Annotated in this window: 15 protein-coding genes and 1 tRNA gene; 12 read left to right on the plus strand and 4 right to left on the minus strand. The window is 69.0% G+C overall.

Annotation, left to right across the window (positions count from 1 at the left end):
- Nucleotides 1-106: 106 nt before the first annotated feature.
- Nucleotides 107-595 (plus strand): PEP-CTERM sorting domain-containing protein, encoded by a 489-nt coding sequence (locus tag VPH43_RS17425; RefSeq protein WP_328579009.1) that lies wholly within the window; start codon nucleotides 107-109, stop codon nucleotides 593-595.
- A 4-nt stretch (nucleotides 596-599) separates the two neighbouring features.
- On the opposite strand, the gene VPH43_RS17430 is transcribed toward VPH43_RS17425, so the two are convergent.
- Both VPH43_RS17430 and VPH43_RS17435 read right to left on the minus strand, forming a co-directional pair.
- Nucleotides 600-1,196: a helix-turn-helix domain-containing protein gene (locus VPH43_RS17430; RefSeq protein ID WP_328579010.1), complete on the minus strand. Its 597-nt coding sequence runs from the start codon at nucleotides 1,194-1,196 to the stop codon at nucleotides 600-602.
- Nucleotides 1,153-1,242: transfer RNA gene (locus VPH43_RS17435), tRNA-Ser, on the minus strand. The genes VPH43_RS17430 and VPH43_RS17435 overlap by 44 nt, the downstream gene beginning before the upstream one ends.
- 126 nt (nucleotides 1,243-1,368) lie before the next feature.
- Between VPH43_RS17435 and VPH43_RS17440 the strand changes: the two genes are divergently transcribed.
- A complete protein-coding gene (locus VPH43_RS17440) occupies nucleotides 1,369-2,436 on the plus strand; it encodes a LacI family DNA-binding transcriptional regulator (RefSeq protein WP_328579011.1) in 1,068 nt (355 codons plus the stop codon).
- Here the strand turns inward: VPH43_RS17440 and VPH43_RS17445 are convergent.
- On the minus strand, nucleotides 2,413-3,984 hold the full coding sequence (locus VPH43_RS17445) for a tryptophan halogenase family protein (RefSeq protein WP_328579012.1): 1,572 nt from the start codon (nucleotides 3,982-3,984) through the stop codon (nucleotides 2,413-2,415). The two genes, VPH43_RS17440 and VPH43_RS17445, sit on opposite strands and share 24 nt — an antisense overlap.
- Before the next feature lie 205 nt (nucleotides 3,985-4,189).
- Between VPH43_RS17445 and VPH43_RS17450 the strand changes: the two genes are divergently transcribed.
- The 7 genes from VPH43_RS17450 to VPH43_RS17480 all read left to right on the plus strand — a co-directional run bounded on the left by VPH43_RS17450 (nucleotide 4,190) and on the right by VPH43_RS17480 (nucleotide 13,368).
- On the plus strand, nucleotides 4,190-6,598 hold the full coding sequence (locus VPH43_RS17450; RefSeq protein WP_328579013.1) for a TonB-dependent receptor: 2,409 nt from the start codon (nucleotides 4,190-4,192) through the stop codon (nucleotides 6,596-6,598).
- 21 nt (nucleotides 6,599-6,619) lie between these two features.
- Nucleotides 6,620-7,882: an ABC transporter substrate-binding protein gene (locus VPH43_RS17455; protein WP_328579310.1), complete on the plus strand. Its 1,263-nt coding sequence runs from the start codon at nucleotides 6,620-6,622 to the stop codon at nucleotides 7,880-7,882.
- An 8-nt stretch (nucleotides 7,883-7,890) separates the two neighbouring features.
- On the plus strand, nucleotides 7,891-8,886 hold the full coding sequence (locus VPH43_RS17460) for a carbohydrate ABC transporter permease (RefSeq protein WP_328579014.1): 996 nt from the start codon (nucleotides 7,891-7,893) through the stop codon (nucleotides 8,884-8,886).
- Nucleotides 8,873-9,718: a carbohydrate ABC transporter permease gene (locus tag VPH43_RS17465; protein ID WP_328579015.1), complete on the plus strand. Its 846-nt coding sequence runs from the start codon at nucleotides 8,873-8,875 to the stop codon at nucleotides 9,716-9,718. The genes VPH43_RS17460 and VPH43_RS17465 overlap by 14 nt, the downstream gene beginning before the upstream one ends.
- A 54-nt stretch (nucleotides 9,719-9,772) precedes the next feature.
- Nucleotides 9,773-11,107, plus strand: coding sequence for a GH1 family beta-glucosidase (locus tag VPH43_RS17470; protein ID WP_328579016.1), 1,335 nt, complete (start codon nucleotides 9,773-9,775; stop codon nucleotides 11,105-11,107).
- 304 nt (nucleotides 11,108-11,411) lie between these two features.
- Complete coding sequence (locus tag VPH43_RS17475) at nucleotides 11,412-12,509, plus strand: ABC transporter ATP-binding protein (RefSeq protein ID WP_328579017.1); 1,098 nt, start codon at nucleotides 11,412-11,414, stop codon at nucleotides 12,507-12,509.
- A gap of 1 nt (nucleotide 12,510) precedes the next feature.
- Entirely contained in the window at nucleotides 12,511-13,368 is an 858-nt protein-coding gene (locus VPH43_RS17480) for an MOSC domain-containing protein (protein ID WP_328579018.1), read from the plus strand.
- A gap of 30 nt (nucleotides 13,369-13,398) precedes the next feature.
- On the opposite strand, the gene VPH43_RS17485 is transcribed toward VPH43_RS17480, so the two are convergent.
- Entirely contained in the window at nucleotides 13,399-14,220 is an 822-nt protein-coding gene (locus tag VPH43_RS17485) for a symmetrical bis(5'-nucleosyl)-tetraphosphatase (RefSeq protein WP_328579019.1), read from the minus strand.
- 153 nt (nucleotides 14,221-14,373) lie between these two features.
- Between VPH43_RS17485 and VPH43_RS17490 the strand changes: the two genes are divergently transcribed.
- The 3 genes from VPH43_RS17490 to VPH43_RS17500 are packed head-to-tail and all read left to right on the plus strand — an operon-like array spanning nucleotide 14,374 to nucleotide 17,690.
- Nucleotides 14,374-15,678: a hemolysin family protein gene (locus tag VPH43_RS17490; protein ID WP_328579020.1), complete on the plus strand. Its 1,305-nt coding sequence runs from the start codon at nucleotides 14,374-14,376 to the stop codon at nucleotides 15,676-15,678.
- Complete coding sequence (locus VPH43_RS17495; protein ID WP_328579021.1) at nucleotides 15,675-16,427, plus strand: SapC family protein; 753 nt, start codon at nucleotides 15,675-15,677, stop codon at nucleotides 16,425-16,427. The genes VPH43_RS17490 and VPH43_RS17495 overlap by 4 nt, the downstream gene beginning before the upstream one ends.
- Before the next feature lie 36 nt (nucleotides 16,428-16,463).
- Nucleotides 16,464-17,690: a lyase family protein gene (locus VPH43_RS17500; protein ID WP_328579022.1), complete on the plus strand. Its 1,227-nt coding sequence runs from the start codon at nucleotides 16,464-16,466 to the stop codon at nucleotides 17,688-17,690.
- Nucleotides 17,691-17,704: the final 14 nt, after the last annotated feature.

Here is a 17,704-nt window from a genome sequence, read left to right on the forward strand (position 1 = left end):
GTGAGGACCACAAAGGGCGCTTCAAACCCACTTCGGAGGGCGACCGCATCATGAGTTTGTCCGACTACCTTGTTCGAAGCGCCCATCGCGGGCGCGCGAAAACGAGTTGTTCAGACCTTCCCTCGGCGAATTTGCCGACCCGCAGGTGGCCTGGCTTCATGCAAATGGCGAAACCAGGGTGCTCGATGGCTTGAGCGGCGCCATTGCCATCGACGAGCAGGGCAAGGTGCTCGGGGTGTCGAACGAAGCAGGCCACGAAGGTGAACTGGCGCTTTGGTCGGCGGGCATGCTGTCGTATGGCGGCCTCAGCCTGCCGCCTCCGCGGCCGAGCTACGCCACGCCGGACCCGAGCGAGGTGTTCCCTTTTGTGGAGCCGCTGACAGGGCTCTACGCGGAACACCGTCTGGTCGGGCTTTACGCTGCCAACGAGGCTGGGCAGTTGGCGGCGATGGCCTGCACCGACATCAGCGGATGGTGTGTGGCACTGCGGCTCGACCCTATCCCAGCGGTGCCCGAGCCGTCCACGGCCGCCGCCTTCCTGGCCGGCGCGGCTGCGCTCTGCATGGCCGGGCGGCGGCGGATGCGCAAAGGCTGAGCGATCAGCCCAGCGCCGCCAGGCGGGCGGTGAGTTCCCGCTTGCCGATCTGGCGCAGCGACGCAATCGCTTTGAGCTTGGCCGCGCTGGGCCGCGTCTTGCCCGCTTCCCAGGCGTAGATCGACTGTCCGGTGGCCCCGACGAGGCGCCCGAAGTCCTGCGCCGACAACCCCAGCCGCTTGCGTTGCGCTGCCAGCCGGGTGGCGCTGAAGCGCAGCCCCTCGGCGCCCGTGCCAGCCTCTTCGGCTGCCGCAGCTTCCGGGCGCGACCTGGCCGAGGCCTTGGCACTGGCGGCCAACGACCGCTGCTGCGCTTGAACGAGCCGCTTCAACTGGGTGATCTGCGCACGCTGGCCGCTCAGGGCCTTCTTCAATGCGTCGATGTCGTTCCGCACCGTCTTGCGGGCAACTCGTGCGATCTCGTCTTTCAGTACGGCTGCAATGTTCGGCATGTGTGTGGAGTGATGGTCGCCCTGTTGTGACGCGGCCGATGGCCGCGTTGTCCGGACGTTGATGGCTCCCTCCCACGTTGCGCCCTGGTGAGCAGGCGGCTTGCTCTGGCGGAAGCGGTGAGATTCGAACTCACGGATGGGTTCCCCCATCGCCGGTTTTCAAGACCGGTGCCTTAAACCGCTCGGCCACGCTTCCTTGCTGTGCGCAGGAGCCGCGAGTTTACTCGGGGCGCGCGCCAGCGCGGCGTTGTGGCACAGTGCCGCTCGCGGCGAGCCTCATTCGCCCGAGCTTGAGGAACGAGTGAATCACAGGACCGGCGCAGTGCCCACCATCGTCGAAGTGGCCGAGCAGGCCGGGGTGTCGATCAAGACGGTGTCGCGCGTGTTGAACAACGAGCCCAACGTGCGGCCCGAGACACGCGAGCTGGTGCTGCGTGTGGCCGGTGAGCTGAACTACCGGCCCAAGCTGTCGGCTCGCAGCCTGGCGGGCGCACGCTCCTTCCTGATCGGGCTGCTGTACTACGACCCCAGCGCCGAGTTCGTGGCGCGGGTGCAGCGCGGCGCCACGCTGCGCTGCCGCGAGGCGGGTTATCACCTGGTGGTGGAGGCGCTGGGCAGTGCGGCGCGCGACGTCGGGCCGCAGCTGGACCACATGCTGGCCGCACTGCGCCCCGATGGGGTGATCCTCACCCCGCCGATCTGCGACAACCCCGAGGTGCTGGCTGCGATGGAAGCCACGCGCACGCCCTGCGTGCTGATCTCGCCCGGGCACCAGGGCAGGCGCCTGCCCCATGTGCGCATGGACGACGTGCATGCCGCGGAGGAGGTGACCAACCTGCTCATCAGCCTGGGCCATCGGCAGATCGCGTTCATCAAGGGTGCCAGCGACCAGGCCGCTTCCGCCTGGCGGCTGCGCGGCTTCCGCCAGGCCATGCGCGCCCATGAGCTCGAAGTGGACGAGTCGCTGCTGTGCCAGGGCGATTTCCAGTTCGCCTCTGGCGAGGCGGCGGCGCATCAGCTGCTGAGCCGGCGCTCCCCGCCCACGGCGGTGTTCGCCAGCAACGACGACATGGCACTGGGTGTGCTCGCCGCGGCCCATCGCCTCGGTGTGCAGGTGCCGCAGGACCTGTCGGTGGTGGGCTTCGACGATTCGCCGGCAGCCAGCCTGGTGTGGCCGGCGCTCACCACGGTGCGCCAGCCGTTGATGGAGATGGCCACTGCGGCCGTGGACATGTTGCTGGAGCGCGGTGGCCGCCCCACGGCGGACGGCGTCCAGCAGCCCAGCGCACCGCGCGTGCTGGCGCATGAGCTGGTGGTGCGCGCCTCGACCGCTGCGCCTGCCAAGCGCGGCCGGCGGGCACCCGGCTCACACGCTGACCGGTTGGCGTGAGGTGCCCGCGCGCGCGCACAGCTGTTCCACCAGCGCGCGGTGGTCCGGCAGGTCCGCCAGCGCATGCTGGGCCACCTGGGCGATCGTTGCGAACTCACGCCGCGCCTCGTCCATGCGTGGGTGGCTGGCGGCATGGGCACGCATGTCGGTCTGGAACTCCATGCCGTAGAGCACGAACTGCCAGCTGGCGGCCTGGTACATCTCCAGGTCGGCGATGAAGTCCAGCCGGTGTGGCGGGCGGCAGCGCCACATCGAGAGCTTGTCGCGCAGGGATGGCGGCATGGTGGCGGGGTCGGCGTTGTCGGTCCAGAAGCGGTGGTCGGTGCGCTGGCTCAGGCCGTAGTGCAGCTTGATGAAGTCGATGATGCGTTCGTAGCGGCCCCGCATGAACTCGTTGAACAGCTTGGCCACCGGCTCGGTCCGGCCGTCGTGCGGGAACAGGTGGCTCACCAGGTAGGCGGCCGACTCGATCAGCCCGATGCCGGAGGATTCCAGCGGCTCCAGGAAGCCGCCCGACAGCCCGACCGCAACGCAGTTCTTCACCCAGTGGGTCTCGCGGTAGCCCACGTCCAGCTTGAGCAAGCGAGGCGTCAGCCCCCGCGCCTGCGGGCCGATGTAGGACTTGAGCACTTGTTCGGCCCGCGCTTCGTCGGTATGGCGGCTCGAGTACACATAGCCGATGCCGCGGCGCTGCTGCAGGCCGATGTCCCAGGTCCAGCCTGCTTCGTGGGCGGTGGAGATGGTGTACGAGGGGATGGGTGTGTCCGCACGCTCGTAGGGCACCTGCAGCGCCATCGCGCGGTCCACGAACAGCACGTGGTTCATGCTGCGCCAGGGGGAGCCGAGCGCCTTGCCGATCAGCTCGGCGCGGAAGCCGGTGCAGTCGATGTACAGGTCGGCGCGCAACGGGCCATGCTCGTGGGTGTGAAGGCAGGCGATGGCGCCGCTGTCGTCCAGCGCCACCCGCTCCACGGTGGCCAGCACCCGCTGCACGCCGAGCGACTGCGCGTGTTCGGCCAGCAGGCCGGCAAAACGGCCGGCATCGAAGTGGTAGGCGTAGTTCAGCGGCCCGACATAGTCACCATCCGATGGCCGCTTGGGTGCGCGGCTGGCGTCGGCCACGCGCTTTTGCAGCGTGGCGGCCTGCGCAAACGGCACGTCCTTGCCGGCGGCGCCCAGCAGCCAGTAGGGCAGCAGCTCCGGGCCGCCGCTGCGCTGGCTGGGCAGGCTGAAGGGGTGGAAGTAATGGTCGGCACCCGCGCTGCCGGGCGGCCGCACCCAGTGAGCGAACTTCACGCCCAGCTTGAAGGTGGCGTGGCTGTCACGCAGGAAGCGGGCTTCGTCGATGCCGATGGCGGCCAGCGTGCCCTTGATCGAGGGGAAGGTGCCCTCGCCGACACCGATGATGCCGATGTCGCTGGACTCCACCAGCGTGATGCGCACCGGCGCGTGGGGTGCCGCCGCGCCGAGGGTGCGCGCGAGGTAGGCTGCGGTGAGCCAGCCGGCGGTGCCGCCGCCGACGATGAGCACGTCCCGGATCGCTTGCATGTCAGCGCTGCCGTTTCATCCAAGTGTTTGCACTGCGCAGACAGTGCGCCGCGCGCTCGATGATGCATGAAAGACAGCGTTGTCATCTTGGTGTTGACCCGTAGTTGACAACGTTGTCATCGGTTCGCATGATGCTCAGCGTTTGGCGAGCTCGGACGCCAAGGCGGTCCATGCCCAAGCAGCATCCACTACGCGAGGAGACAAGATGAATTCCCGTATTCGGAAGTACCGAAAGGCATTGGTGTCGCCCACCCAGGTGGCGGTGCTGATGCTGCTGGCCACCCATGCGGCGCATGGCCAGAGCACCGCCGCGCCCCCCGCGGCCGCCGCCAGCGCCGCCGCGTCCGAGGACGTGCAGCAGGTCACCATCACCGCCACCAAGCGGGCCACCTCGCTGCAGCGCACGCCGCTGGCGGTCACGGCGCTGAGCGCCACCGACCTGGAGAACGCCCATGTGCAGACGGTGCAGGACATCGTGCACCTGGTGCCCAGCTTCCAGGCCACCACGCAAGGCGACCACGGTGTCATCACGATGACCTTGCGCGGCATCGGCAATGACAGCGCCAAGACCGAATACGCCGACCCCGAAGTGGCGCTGTTCGTGGACGGCATCTACTCGCCGCGCGCTGAAGGCGCCGCCGCGCTGCTGTTCGACATGGAGGGCATCGAGGTGCTGCGCGGCCCGCAGGGCACGCTGTGGGGCCGCAACTCCACCGTGGGCGCGGTGAACATGAAAACCGCCAAGCCGGTGCTGAAGGACAAGTTCGGCTCGATCGAGGGTGGGCTGGGCAACTACAACCGCCAGGGCCTGCGCGGTGCTTTCAACGTGCCGGTGGGCGACACGGTGGCCCTGCGGTTTGCCTTCGCGCACGAGCAGCACGACGGCTACGTGGACTACCAGCGTGCGCCCCATCCGTCGCTGGCCGAGCAGCAAGCCGCCTTCCTGGCGTCCAACCCGCCCGCCGGGCTGGCCTTCCAGCCGCTGAACCCGAATCTCTTCGTGCAGGGCGGCCCCAAGTACAACGCGCAGGACCAGACCGCCGCTCGCATCAGCCTGCTGTGGAAGCCCACGCCCGCGTTCAGCTGGAACCTGTCGTATGAGCAGTTCCTGGACCGCGGCACGCCCAGCATGAACCTGCTGCAGGAGCAGCGCCCGGGCGAGAAGTTCTGGTCCGCGCTGATCCAGGTGGCGCCGTACCTCAAGCGCGACGTCAACACCGTGCGCAGCCGCATCGACTACGACCTGGGCAACGAGATGAGCCTGTCGTACATCGCCGGCTACTCGCGCTACACCGGCTCGTCCGATTTCGACCAGGCCGGCGGCGCCACCGTGCCCACCAGCTTCACCACCGGCGCCACCTACCAGCAGGACCGCACCAACTGGTCCAAGTACACCAACCACAGCCATGAGCTGGAGTTGCAGTCCACCGGCACCCACACGGTGGACTGGATCCTGGGCCTGTACTACGCCGCGGAGGACAACGGGATCCGCTTCGACATCCCCATCATGAACGGCACCCAGCAGGGCACCGTGGGCTGGCAGGGCTCGTTCATCCAGCCCAAGGAAACGGTGGATTCCAAGGCGGTGTTCGGCCAGGCCACCTGGAACGTGACCGACGCGCTGCACCTCACCGGCGGGCTGCGCTACACGAAGGATGTGCGCAAGAACATCGGCGGCCGCAACTGGGGCTGGGACGGCAGCGACCCGCTGGCGCCGCACGTGCCGGTGGACCCGGGCCTGGATCCGTCGTCGCCGCACAGCGGCTTTGGCGCCAACCCGCAACACAACGACGGCCGCTACGAAGGCAGCAAGACCACCTACCTGGCACGCGCCAACTACGACGTGACCAAGGACTTCATGGTCTACGCCAGCGTGTCAAGCGGCTACAAGTCCGGCGGCCTGCAGGACGGTGGCGTGCCCTACGGCTCGGAGACGCTCACCAACTACGAGGTGGGGACCAAGAACACCTTCCTGGGCGGGCGGGTGCGCTTCAACAACGCGCTGTACTACGAGAAGTTCAAGGGCTTCCAGTTCAGCGCGCCGGTGACCAACCCCGACGGCACCCACTCGCTGGCCACCTCCAATGCCGAAGGCGCCAAGGTCTATGGCTTCGAGAGCGAGCTGGCCGCCAAGCTGACCGACAACGACCGGGTGCAGGCCTCCTTTGCCTACACCCACACCGAGCTCGGTCACCTCATCGGCGGCAGCAACGACTACCGGCTGCCCACCTGCACGGTGCCCGGCATCAGCACCTGCCTGGACGTCACCGGCAACCAGCTGCCGCACGCGCCGAAGTTCGCGGCGCAGGTGATGTACGAACACACCTTCCAGCTCGGCAATGGCGACACCCTGGCGCCGCGCATCAGCGTGCACTACGAAACCGCCAGCTGGCTGAGCGTGTTCAACATGGGAGACCCGGACCGGCAGAAGGCCTACTCACGCACCGACCTGGGCTTGCGTTATGCCTCGTCCAAGGACTGGTGGGTGGACCTGTTCGTGCGCAATGCGGAAAACGGCAAGGTCAAGACCAGTGCGCAGAACGCCTTCGGGCCGTGGCAGGCGCAATACCTGCCGCCGCGCACCTATGGGCTGAACGCCGGCGTCTCGTTCTGACCCTGGACCTTCGTGCGCACGATGACGATCCGGCGCTGGGCGGCGGCGCTGCTGGCTGCCTGGGGCGTGGCGCTGGCCATGCCCCAGGCGCTGGCCCAGCCAGCGCCCATCACCCTCACGGTGGCCACCTTCCCCGACCTGGACCGCTCTGCCAAGGCAGCGCTGGCCCAGTGGGCGAAGGAGCGGCCCGACGTGCAGGTGAAGATCGCGTCGCTGCAGTACGCCGACCACCACACCGCGATGACCACGGTGCTGGCCACCGGCTCCGGCGTGCCCGACGTGATGGCGCTGGATTTCCGCTTCATCGCCAAGTTCACCGAATCCGGTGGCCTCACCGACCTGTCGCAGCCGCCCTTCAACGGCCTGCAGCTGAAATCCTTGTTCGTGCCCTTTGCCTTCGCGCAGGGCATCAACAGCCACGGCGCGCTCGCCGCTATTCCCACTGACATCGGCCCCGGCACGCTGCTGTACCGCAAGGACCTGCTGGACCGTGCGGGCGTCAGCGAGGCCGAGCTCACGGCGAGCTGGGAGAGCTACATCGCAGCCGGCCGCCGCATCAAGGCGGCCACCGGCGCCTACCTGCTGGCCGATGCGGCCGACGTGCGCGACATCCTCATCCGCAGCGGCGTGCAGCCGGGCGAAGGCCTGTACTTCGACGACGCGGGCAAGGTGCTGGTGGACAGCCCGCGTTTCGTGCGCGCCTTCGAGATCGGCCGAGCGGTGCGCTTGGGTCGCCTGGATGCCAAGGCGGTGGCCTGGTCCAACGAGTGGACCGCCGGCTTCAAGCACGACCGCATCGCCACCCAGATGATGGGCGCCTGGCTGGCCGGCCACCTGAAGAACTGGCTGGCACCGCACAGCGCCGGCCAGTGGCGCTCGGCGCTGCTGCCGGGCGGGCAGGTGGCCTCGTATGGCGGCTCCTTCTATGCCATCCCGCGCCTGGCGTCGCACAAGCAGGCGGCCTGGGACTTCATCCGCTTCCTCACCACGCGCAAGGACGTGCAGCTGAATTCGCTGAAGGTGATGGACGCCTTCCCGGCGCTGCTGGCCGCGCAGGACGACCCGATGATGGACGAGCCGCTGCCCTTCCTCGGCGGCCAGCGCGCCCGGCTGCTGTGGCGCGACATCGCGCGCCAGGTGCCGCCGATTCCCGTGAACCGCAACGACTCGATGGCCACCGACGTCATCCGCTCGGAGTTCGAGCAGGTGGTGAGCGAGGGCAAGGACATCCGCCAGGCGCTGGCCGATGCGCGCCGCCTGCTCGAGCGACGCACCCGCCGCTGAAGGCCACCATGAGCTTCCAACCCGTTGCCGCCATGAGCAGCACCCCCGCCGTTGCCGCCAGCCCGAGGCGCCAACGCCGCTGGACCGCGCGCCAGGTGATGCCCTATGTCTTCATCTCGCCGTTCTTCATCCTGTTCTTCGTGTTCGGCCTGTTCCCGCTGGGCTTTTCCGTCTGGCTGTCGCTGCACCAGTGGAACCCGGCGGCCGGGCTGGAGGCGATGCGCTGGGTGGGCCTGGAGAACTACAGCTTCACCCTGGGCGACCCCTGGTTCCACCAATCGCTGCTGAACACGCTGTGGTTCGCGGTGGCCTCCGGCGTGCCGCAGCACCTGGTGGCGGTGCCGCTGGCGTACTTCATCCACCGGCGCCTCAAGCGTAGCCGCAACCTGGTGATCGGCGCCTACTTCGTGCCCTACATCACCTCCAGCGTGGCGGTGGCGCTGATCTTCGCCACCTTGTTCTCGCGCGACTACGGCCTGATCAATGCGGTGATCGAGCAGCTGGCGCGCGTGCCCGGCTTGCAGGCGCTGCTGCCCGCGGGGGCGGTGGACTGGCTGGGCAATGCGCGCACCACCAAGCCGGCGGTGGCGTTTGTCGTGTTCTGGCGTTACCTCGGCTGGAACGTGGTGCTCTACCTGTCGGCATTGCAGACGATCGACAAGGACCTGTACGAAGCCGCCACCCTGGATGGCGCGGGCCCCTGGGCGCAGTTCCGCCACATAGCGCTGCCGCTGCTCAAGCCGATGATGTACTTCGCGGTCACGCTCACGCTCATCGGCAACCTGCAGCTGTTCGAGGAGCCGTTCATCCTGATCGACGGCGAAAGCGGCGTGGCGCGCTCGGTGATGACCACCGCGATCTTCATGTACCGCACCGCGTTTTCCGATGGTGACTTCGGCACCGCCTCGGCCATCTCGTGGCTGCTGTTCATCATCATCGCGGCGCTGGCCTGGCTGAACAGCCGGCTCTTCGGCCGGCAGGGGGGCGAGCATGGCGCGCGCTGAGCGGCGGGCCGACGCGGCCGCCTTGCATCCGGTGAGCATCGCGTTCATCGGCGCTGGCGCGCTGCTGCTGGTGGCGCCGCTGTACTTCACCTTCGTGTTCGCCACCCACGCGCGCAGCGAGATCTTCAACTCGCCGCCGCCGCTGTGGTTCGGCCACGCGCTGCTGTCCAACCTGCAGCTCCTGCTGGAGCGCCTGCCGTACTGGCGCAACCTCGGCATGAGCCTGTATGTGGCGGGCATGACCACTGCGCTCAACCTGCTGCTGTGTTCGCTCGCGGGTTTTGCGTTTGCGGTGTACGAATTCCGCTTCAAGCGCGCGCTGTTCGCCATGGTGCTGGGCTCGATGATGCTGCCCAGCTTCCTCAACATGATCCCCAGCTTCATGGTGATGAACGTGCTGGGCTGGATCGACGAGCCGCGCGCGCTGTACATCCCGGGCGCGGCGGGCGCGCTGGGCATCTTCATGATGCGGCAGTACATCGGCAGCGCCATTCCGCGCGACCTGCTGGATGCAGCGCGCATGGATGGCTGCAGCGAGCCGCGCATCTTCTGGAGCGTGGTGATGCCGCTGCTGGGGCCGGCCCTGGGAACGCTGGGGCTGATCACCTTCATCACCTCCTGGAACAACTTCGTCGGCCCGCTGGTGGTCATGCGCACGGTGGATAACTACACCCTGCCGCTGGCGCTGCGCAGCATGCAAAGCCCCAACAACACCGAATGGGGCGCACTGATGGCCGGGAGCGCCATCGCGATGCTGCCGCTGCTGGTGGCCTTCTTCTTCTGCGCCCGCCGCCTGGTGGCGGGCTTGACCGCCGGTGCCGTGCGCGGCTGACCGGCATTTCTCCCGACCTCCAAGAACATGACCTTGCTTGCCACACCCGTGTCCATGCCCGTGCTTGATGCCGCGCTGTTCCGCCCCGGCTTCCTCTGGGGCGCTGCCACCAGCGCTGCGCAGATCGAAGGCGCTGCGGACACGCGCGGCCCGTCCATCTGGGACCGCTTCTGCGCCGAGCCCGGCCGCATCATGGACGGCTCCAACATCGACGTCGCCTGCGACCACGTGCACCGCTTCCACGAGGACGTGCAGCTGATGCGCTGGCTGGGCACCAAGGCCTATCGTTTCTCGATCGCTTGGCCGCGCGTGCAGCCCGACGGCCGCGGCGCCTGGAACGAAGCCGGCTTTGCCTTCTACGACCGGCTGATCGACGAGCTGGTGGCAGCCGGCATCCAACCCCATGTCACGCTCTACCACTGGGATCTGCCCGCGGCCCTGCATGACGACTTCGGCGGCTGGCAGTCGCGCGAGGTGGTGCCGCTGTTTGCTGCCTATGCTGCCGAAGTGGCGCGCCGCTTCGGCAGCCGGGTCAAGAGCATTGCCACCTTGAACGAGCCCTGGTGCGTGGCCACGCTGGGTTATGAAACCGCGCAGTTCGCGCCCGGGCTCACCAGCCGTGCTGCGGCCGCGCAGGTGTCGCACCACCTGCTGCTGGCCCATGGCGCGGCCATCGAGGCGATGCGCCAGGTGACCCGGACGCCGCTGGGCATCGTGCTCAACCACACACCGGCGTTTCCCGCCGAGCCCACCGAAGCCGACCGCCGCGCCGCGCGCCTGGATGACGGGCTGAACGTGCGCTGGTACATGGACCCGATCTTCCGCGGCAGCTACCCGGCCGACGTGATCGAGCACCTGGGCGCCGACGCACCGAAGACCGAGCCCGGCGACCTGGAGCGCATTGCCCAGCCGCTGGACTTCCTGGGCGTGAACTTCTACACCCGCAGCTTCATCAGCACCCAGCAGCCTGCCGTGCCCGCACCGGGCGCGATGGGCTTCACCGACATGGGCTGGGAGGTGTACCCCAAGGCGCTCACCCAGCACCTGGTGCGCATCACGCGCGAGTATTCGCCGCCGCCGATCTTCATTACCGAAAACGGCATGGCGAACCCCGACACGGTGACCGGCGGCCGGGTGCATGACGAGGCGCGCATCAACTACCTGCGCGAGCACCTGCTGGCGGTCAGCCGCGCGATCGAACTGGGCGTGGACGTGCGGGGCTATTTCTACTGGAGCCTGCTCGACAATTTCGAGTGGAATTCGGGGTACACCAAGCGCTTTGGCCTGTTCCATGTGGACTACGCGACGCAAGTCCGCACGGCGAAGGACAGCGCGCATTGGTATCGTGAGTTCATTCGGCAGCATGCTGCCGTTGCTTCGGGAAGCTGAGCATGGGGCCTCTCTACTGGTGTGCGCGAGATCGGGCCGCTGGGGCGCTCTACTGCGCTCATGTCCCCCGGCGCCGGCCTTCGGCCGACACCTCCTCCTTTACTTCGCTACGCAGAACGCCCCATCGTCCCGATCAGGCAACGCTGTGGCTGTTCGACGGACCGAACACCCCGGTGGTCCGATGCGAGGGCGGTAGGTGGCCAACGCAGCGAAGTAAAGGGGGAGGTTCGGGCGCAGCCCGAGCCGGAGGACATGAGCGGAGGTGGCCGCCCGCCGCCCTCGCCGCGCGCTCGGGGCACTGAGCATGGCGCAACTACGCCTCGCTGGCCTCGCCAAACGCTACGACAACGGTGCCCATGCCGTGCACGAGGTGAACCTCGACGTCGAGGACGGTGAATTCATGGTGCTGGTCGGCCCCTCGGGCTGCGGCAAGAGCACCACCTTGCGCATGGTGGCGGGGCTGGAGGATCCCACCGAGGGCCGGATCTTCATCGGTGGCCAGGATGTGACGGACCGGGCGCCGGCCCAGCGTGGCGTGGCCATGGTGTTCCAGAGCTATGCGCTGTACCCGCACATGACGGTGGCGCAGAACATGGGCTTCGGGCTGAAGATGGCCGGGCAGTCACGCGAGCAGGTGGAACAGGCGGTGCGCCATGCGGCACAGACGCTGCAGCTGGAAGCGCTGTTGCAGCGCAAGCCGCGTGAACTCTCCGGCGGGCAGCGGCAGCGGGTGGCCATCGGCCGCGCCATCGTGCGCCAGCCGCAGGTGTTCCTCTTCGACGAGCCGCTGTCCAACCTGGATGCCGCCTTGCGCACGCAGATGCGGGTGGAGCTGTCGCGCCTGCATGAGCGCCTGCGCGCCACCATCGTGTATGTCACCCACGACCAGGTGGAAGCCATGACCCTGGGCCAGCGCATCGCGGTGTTCAACCAGGGGCGCATCGAGCAGGTGGGCACGCCCATGGATCTGTATGCCCAGCCGGCGAACCGCTTCGTGGCCGGTTTCCTCGGGTCGCCGCGCATGAATTTCCTGCCTGTGCGGGTGTTGCCCGACGGTGAGGGCGGCTGGCAGCTCGATGCCGGGCTGGCCGGCCGGCTGGCCTGGCGCGCCCATGGCGTGCGTGACCCGCTCAGCGGCGCGGCGGTGGGCGTGCGGCCGGAACACTTGCAAGTGATGGCCGTCGATGACCCGCAGGCGCTGCAGGCCCAGGTGGAATTGGTGGAGCACCTGGGCGACGTGGTGCTGGTGCACTGCCGGCTGCCCGGCGTGGAGGACCCGGTCACGGTGAAGAGCCCACCCGAGCGCGCGGCGCAGTTGTCGCGTCATGAGGCGGTGGGCCTGCGTCCGCAGACCGAGCACCTGCTGGTGTTCGATGCGCAGGGCGCGAACCTGGGGCGTTGAGGTGGCAGAGGCCGGTTTCCCAAGCGCGACGGGCGGCATCGGCCTGCGTGTCACGGGGCTGTTTGTCCATCCGATCAAGGCCTGTGCCGGTGTGCCGGTGCACGCCTTGTCGTTCTCCGATGGCGGCGGGGTGGTGGGCGACCGCGAATGGGCGGTCACCGATGCCGAGGGTGCGGTGACCTGGCAGGGCGCTTATCCGCGCCTGGCGCTGGTGCGGCCGATGCTGGTGGATGGCGGCCTGCGCCTGCAGGCGCCCGGCATGCCCAGCCTCATCGTGCCGCGCCGGCAGAGCCGCTGGGACTGCGAAGTGCGCCTGTGGAACGACACGCGGGGCCTTCACGAATCGTTTGCGGCGGAAGAGGCTGGCGCCGACGTGCAAGCCTGGCTGGCCGGGGTGGTGGGTGCGCCGCTGCGGCTGGTGCGGCTGGGTGCGGCGGCGTTGCAGCGCCCCTCCATCAACCCGGTGCACCTGGTGTCCTGGCCGTCGCTGCGTGCACTCGACGCGCATCTGCACGCCGGGGCGGCGGTCGGCGACCTGATGGAGCGCCTGCGCCCCAACATCGTTGTCGATGCGCTGGAGGACGAGGCGCTGCAGCCCTTCGACGAGGACCACCTGGCCCGCATCGCCTGGCCCCAGGCCGGCGTGACGCTGGAGGCCACCGGCCCGTGCGTGCGCTGCGTGGTGCCCAACGTGGACCCGCGCACCGCCAGCGTGGGCGATGAGCCGCTGCGCGGCATGGCCGCCCTGAGCGCCACCCGCCATCCCGGCCAGCCGGTGCGCTTTGGCGTGTACGCACGCAGCCGCAGCGCGGGCAGCCTGGCCGTGGGTGACGCCGGGTGGGCCGAGCTGCGCTTCTAGCGGTGCGGGTGGTGTGCGCGGTTGTATGCGCTAACCCGGCGCCTGCGCCTGCTCGCAGGCCACCTGCACCACCTCGCGCCGCCCGCCGTCCACCCGCACCGCAGTGAGCCGGCCGCCCCAGACGCAGCCGGTGTCCAGCGCCAGCAGGTCCGGCCGCTCGATCAAACCGAGCGTGGACCAGTGGCCGAAGGCGATGGGCGTGCTCTCGGTGCGCCGGCCGGGCACCTCGAACCACGGCCGGAAGCCCGGGGGCGCAGCGTCCGCACCTTCCTTGGCCTTGAACTCCAGCGTGCCGTCGTCGGCACAGAAGCGGATGCGGGTGAGCACGTTGATCACGAAGCGCCAGCGGTCGGGGCCCTGCAGCGCCTCGTCCCAGCGGCTGGGTTCGTTGCCGTACATCACCCGCAGGAAGCCGGCCAGGTCGGGGCTGCGCAGCAGGGCCTGCACCTCGCCGGCCAGCGCCAGCGTCTGCGCACGGTCCCATTGCGGCACCACGCCGGCATGCACCAGCAGCCAGCCGTGCGCCTCGGCCGCCAGCGGGCGCTGGCGCAGCCAGTCGATCCAGGCCTCGCGCTCGGGTGCGGCCAGGATGTCGCGCAGGGTGTCGCTGCGGTGCTCCGGCCGCACGCCCTCGGCCACGGCCAGCAGGTGCAGGTCATGGTTGCCCAGCAGGCAGGTGGCAGCGTCGCCCAACGCATGCAGGCGCCTCAAGGTCTGCAGCGACTGCGGCCCCCGGTTCACCAGGTCGCCCAGCACCCACACCTTGTCGCGCGAAGGCGAAAACTGCAACTCGGCGAGCAGGCGCTCGAACGCATCGCAGCAGCCCTGCAGGTCTCCTATCAGGTAGTCCATCAGGCCTCCCGCGGGGCCAGCCGGAAATCCAGTTCCGACGGTGCATAGGGCAGGGAGCGCGCTAATCCTGAGGGGTTCATGCCGGTGATTCTGCTACGCTCGCAACCCTTCGCCCCCTGGGGGTGGTGCCGCTGCGCGCACCGCTCTCGCCGCATGGACGTCGCCCTACTCGCCTTCCTCATCCTCCTGAACGGCCTGTTCGCCATGTCGGAAATGGCGCTCACCGCCAGCCGCAAGGCGCGCTTGCAGGTCATGCTGGAAAGCGGCGAATCGGGCGTGCAGGCTGCCATCGACCTGCACGACAACCCGACCAAGTTCCTGTCCACCGTGCAGATCGGCATCACCTCCATCGGCGTGCTCAACGGCATCGTCGGCGAATCGGCCTTCTCCGGCCCGGTGGCGCGCTGGATGGAAGACAGCTTCCGTGTGTCGCACCGCGTGGCCGAGATCAGCGGCACCGCGCTGGTGGTGATGTTCATCACCTTCCTCACCATCATCTTCGGCGAGCTCGTGCCCAAGCGCGTGGGCCAGATGTACCCGGAAACGGTCGCGCGCCTGGTGTCGCGGCCGATGGAATGGCTCTCGCTGATCGCCCGGCCCTTCGTGCGGCTGCTCACGGTGTGCACCGAGGCCTCGCTGCGCGTGCTGGGCATCCGTGGCGGGCCGGACCGGTCGGTGACGGAAGAAGAGATCGCCGCCAGCCTGGAGGAGGGCGTGGACGCCGGCGTCATCGAAGCCCAGGAGCACCAGATGGTGCGCAACGTGTTCCGGCTGGACGACCGGCAGGTGGGCTCGATGATGATCCCGCGCGCCGACGTGGTGTGGCTGGACGTGGCCGACCCGTTCGTCGATGTGCTGAAGACGATTGCCGAATGCGGCCGCTCGCGCTACCCGGTGTGCCGCGGCGGGCTGGACGACGTGCTCGGCGTGGTGGCCGCGCAGGACCTGCTGCAGCCGCTGGCCAGCGGCGAGACGCCCGCGCTCACCGACCGGCTCAAGCCCCCGGTGTTCGTGCCCGAAACCCTGTCCGGCATGGAGCTGCTGGACCACTTCCGCGCCTCGGGCGCCGAGCTGGTGTTCGTGGTGGACGAATACGGCGAGGTGCAGGGCGTGATCACGGTGCGTGACGTGCTGGAAGCCATCACCGGCGAGTTCGCCACACCCAGCGACGAGGATGCCTGGGCCGTGCAGCGCGACGACGGCAGCTGGCTGCTGGACGGCCTGATCCCCGTGCCCGAGCTGAAGGACCGGCTCGACCTGAAAGACCTGCCCGAGGAAGACCGAGGGCGCTACAACACGCTGGCCGGCATGATCATGCTGCTGCTGGGCCGCCTGCCCCACACCGCCGACAAGGTGGAATGGGAGGGCTGGACGTTCGAGGTCGTGGACCTGGACGGCAAGCGTGTCGACAAAGTGCTGGTGCAGCGCAGCCAAGACGTTGGAGAACGAGAGACATGATCGTCGAAGCCCTTTACAAGAACGTGCTCGCGCTGGACCGCGTGCAGCACAAGTCGCTGCGCATGCGCCACGGCTTCACCGACCTGACGCCCACCGCCGGCATGAACGCGGTCTTCGTGGCCGCCATCGAATTCGCCGACGTGTGCCGCGAGTACCCGATCGTGTTCGTGCGCGCAGGCAAGGACGAAGCCACCGGCAAGGACCACATCGCGCCCATGGCCGTGCTGGGCATCTCGCAGAACGACAACCTCTACCTGCAGCCGGGCGGGCGTTGGCGCACCAGCTACATGCCCGCGTTCCTGCGCCGTTATCCCTTCGGCATGGCGTCGGTGGGCCCGGACCAGATGGCCATCTGCATCGACCGCGCCTGGGACGGCTGGTCCGAGACCGAAGGCGACCCGCTGTTCGAAGCCAGCGGCGAGCCGACGCAGCTGCTGAAGAACGTGCAGAACTTCGTCGAGAACTTCGAACAGGAAGTGCACCGCACGCGCCTGTTCTGCGGCGTGCTGCGCGATGAAGGCCTGCTGCAGGACATGCGCTTCGATGCCACCCTGCCGGACGGGCAGAAGATGGCAGTGGACGGCTTCCTCGCCATTGACGAGAAGAAGCTCGCCGAACTGCCCGACGCCAAGGTGGTGGAGCTGCACCGCAACGGCATCCTCGGGCTCATCCATGCGCAGCAGGTCTCCATGGGCCTGATGCGCCGCCTGGTGGAATGGCATGCCGAGCGTGCCGCTGCCAAGCATTGAGCATCGCTTGAGCATGGTGAACCCGGTGCCCGGCTGATGTCTGCCACCGTGTTCGAGCAGTTCCTGTCCACGCCCGAGATGCTGGGCGTGTTCAGCGAGGCCGGCGTCGTGCAGGCGATGCTGGACTTCGAGGCCGCACTGGCGCGGGCGCAGGCCGGCGAAGGCCTGCTCACCGACGCGCAGGCGGCCACCATCGCGGGGGCCTGCCGGGTGGAGCAGCTGGACGTGCCGGCCCTGCTGGCCGCCAGCGGACGCGCCGGCAGCCTGGCCATCCCGCTGGTGCAGCAGCTCAAGGCGTGCGTGGCGCAGGCGGACCCCGAGGCCGCCAGGCGCGCCCACCACGGCAGCACCAGCCAGGACGTGATCGACACCGCGATGGTGCTGTGCACCCGCCGCGCGCTGGCCCTGATCGACCGGGATCTCTCCTCGCTGGCCGGCGCACTGTTGCGGCTGGCCGATGCACACATCACGACACCGATGCTCGCCCGCACGCTGATGCAGCCGGCGGCCGTCACCAGCTTCGGCTTCAAGATCGCGCAGTGGCTGCAACCCCTTCTGCGTGCCCAGGCCCGCCTGCATGAGGCCGGGCAGCGGGCGCTGCAGCTGCAGCTGGGGGGGGGCGTGGGCACGCTGGCCGCGATGGGGCAGGCTGGCCCGGCGGTGGCGCGCCGCACGGCCGCCTTGTTGGGCCTGCCCGAGCCGCACGGCGCCTGGCACACCCAGCGCGACGACTGGGTGCGGCTGGCCTGCGAACTCGGCGTGTTGTGCGGCTCGCTCGGCAAGCTGGCGCGCGACTGGTCGCTGATGGGCCAGGCCGAAGTGGCCGAACTGGCCGAGCCGAGCGAAGCAGGCCGCGGCGGCTCCACCGCCATGCCCCACAAGCGCAATCCGGTGGCGGCCATGGCGGGCTTGGCAGCCGCCCAGCGTGCGCCCCAGCGCGTGGCCGCGCTGCTGCAGGCCATGCCGCAGGAACATGAGCGCGGCCTGGGCAACTGGCAGGCGGAGCTCGCCGAATGGACCGGCCTGCTGCTGTCGGCGCACGGCGCGCTCAAGGCGCTGGCCGATGCAGCGGCAGGCCTGCAGGTGGACACGGCCCGCATGCGCCACAACCTGGCCTTGCTGGGCGATGCCCTCGCCCCAGGCACCGATCTCGACGAAGCCGCCGCCGGCGCGGGCCAGCGGGCCGACGAATTGCTGCAGCGCCTGCGCCCCCAGGCCGCCGCGTTGGCCGCCCGCCAGCCCTGGCGCGCCTGGCTGCCCTGAACTCCACACAACTG

Source organism: Ideonella sp. BN130291 (assembly GCF_036231905.1).
Classification (GTDB): Bacteria; Pseudomonadota; Gammaproteobacteria; order Burkholderiales; family Burkholderiaceae_C; genus CAMLIZ01.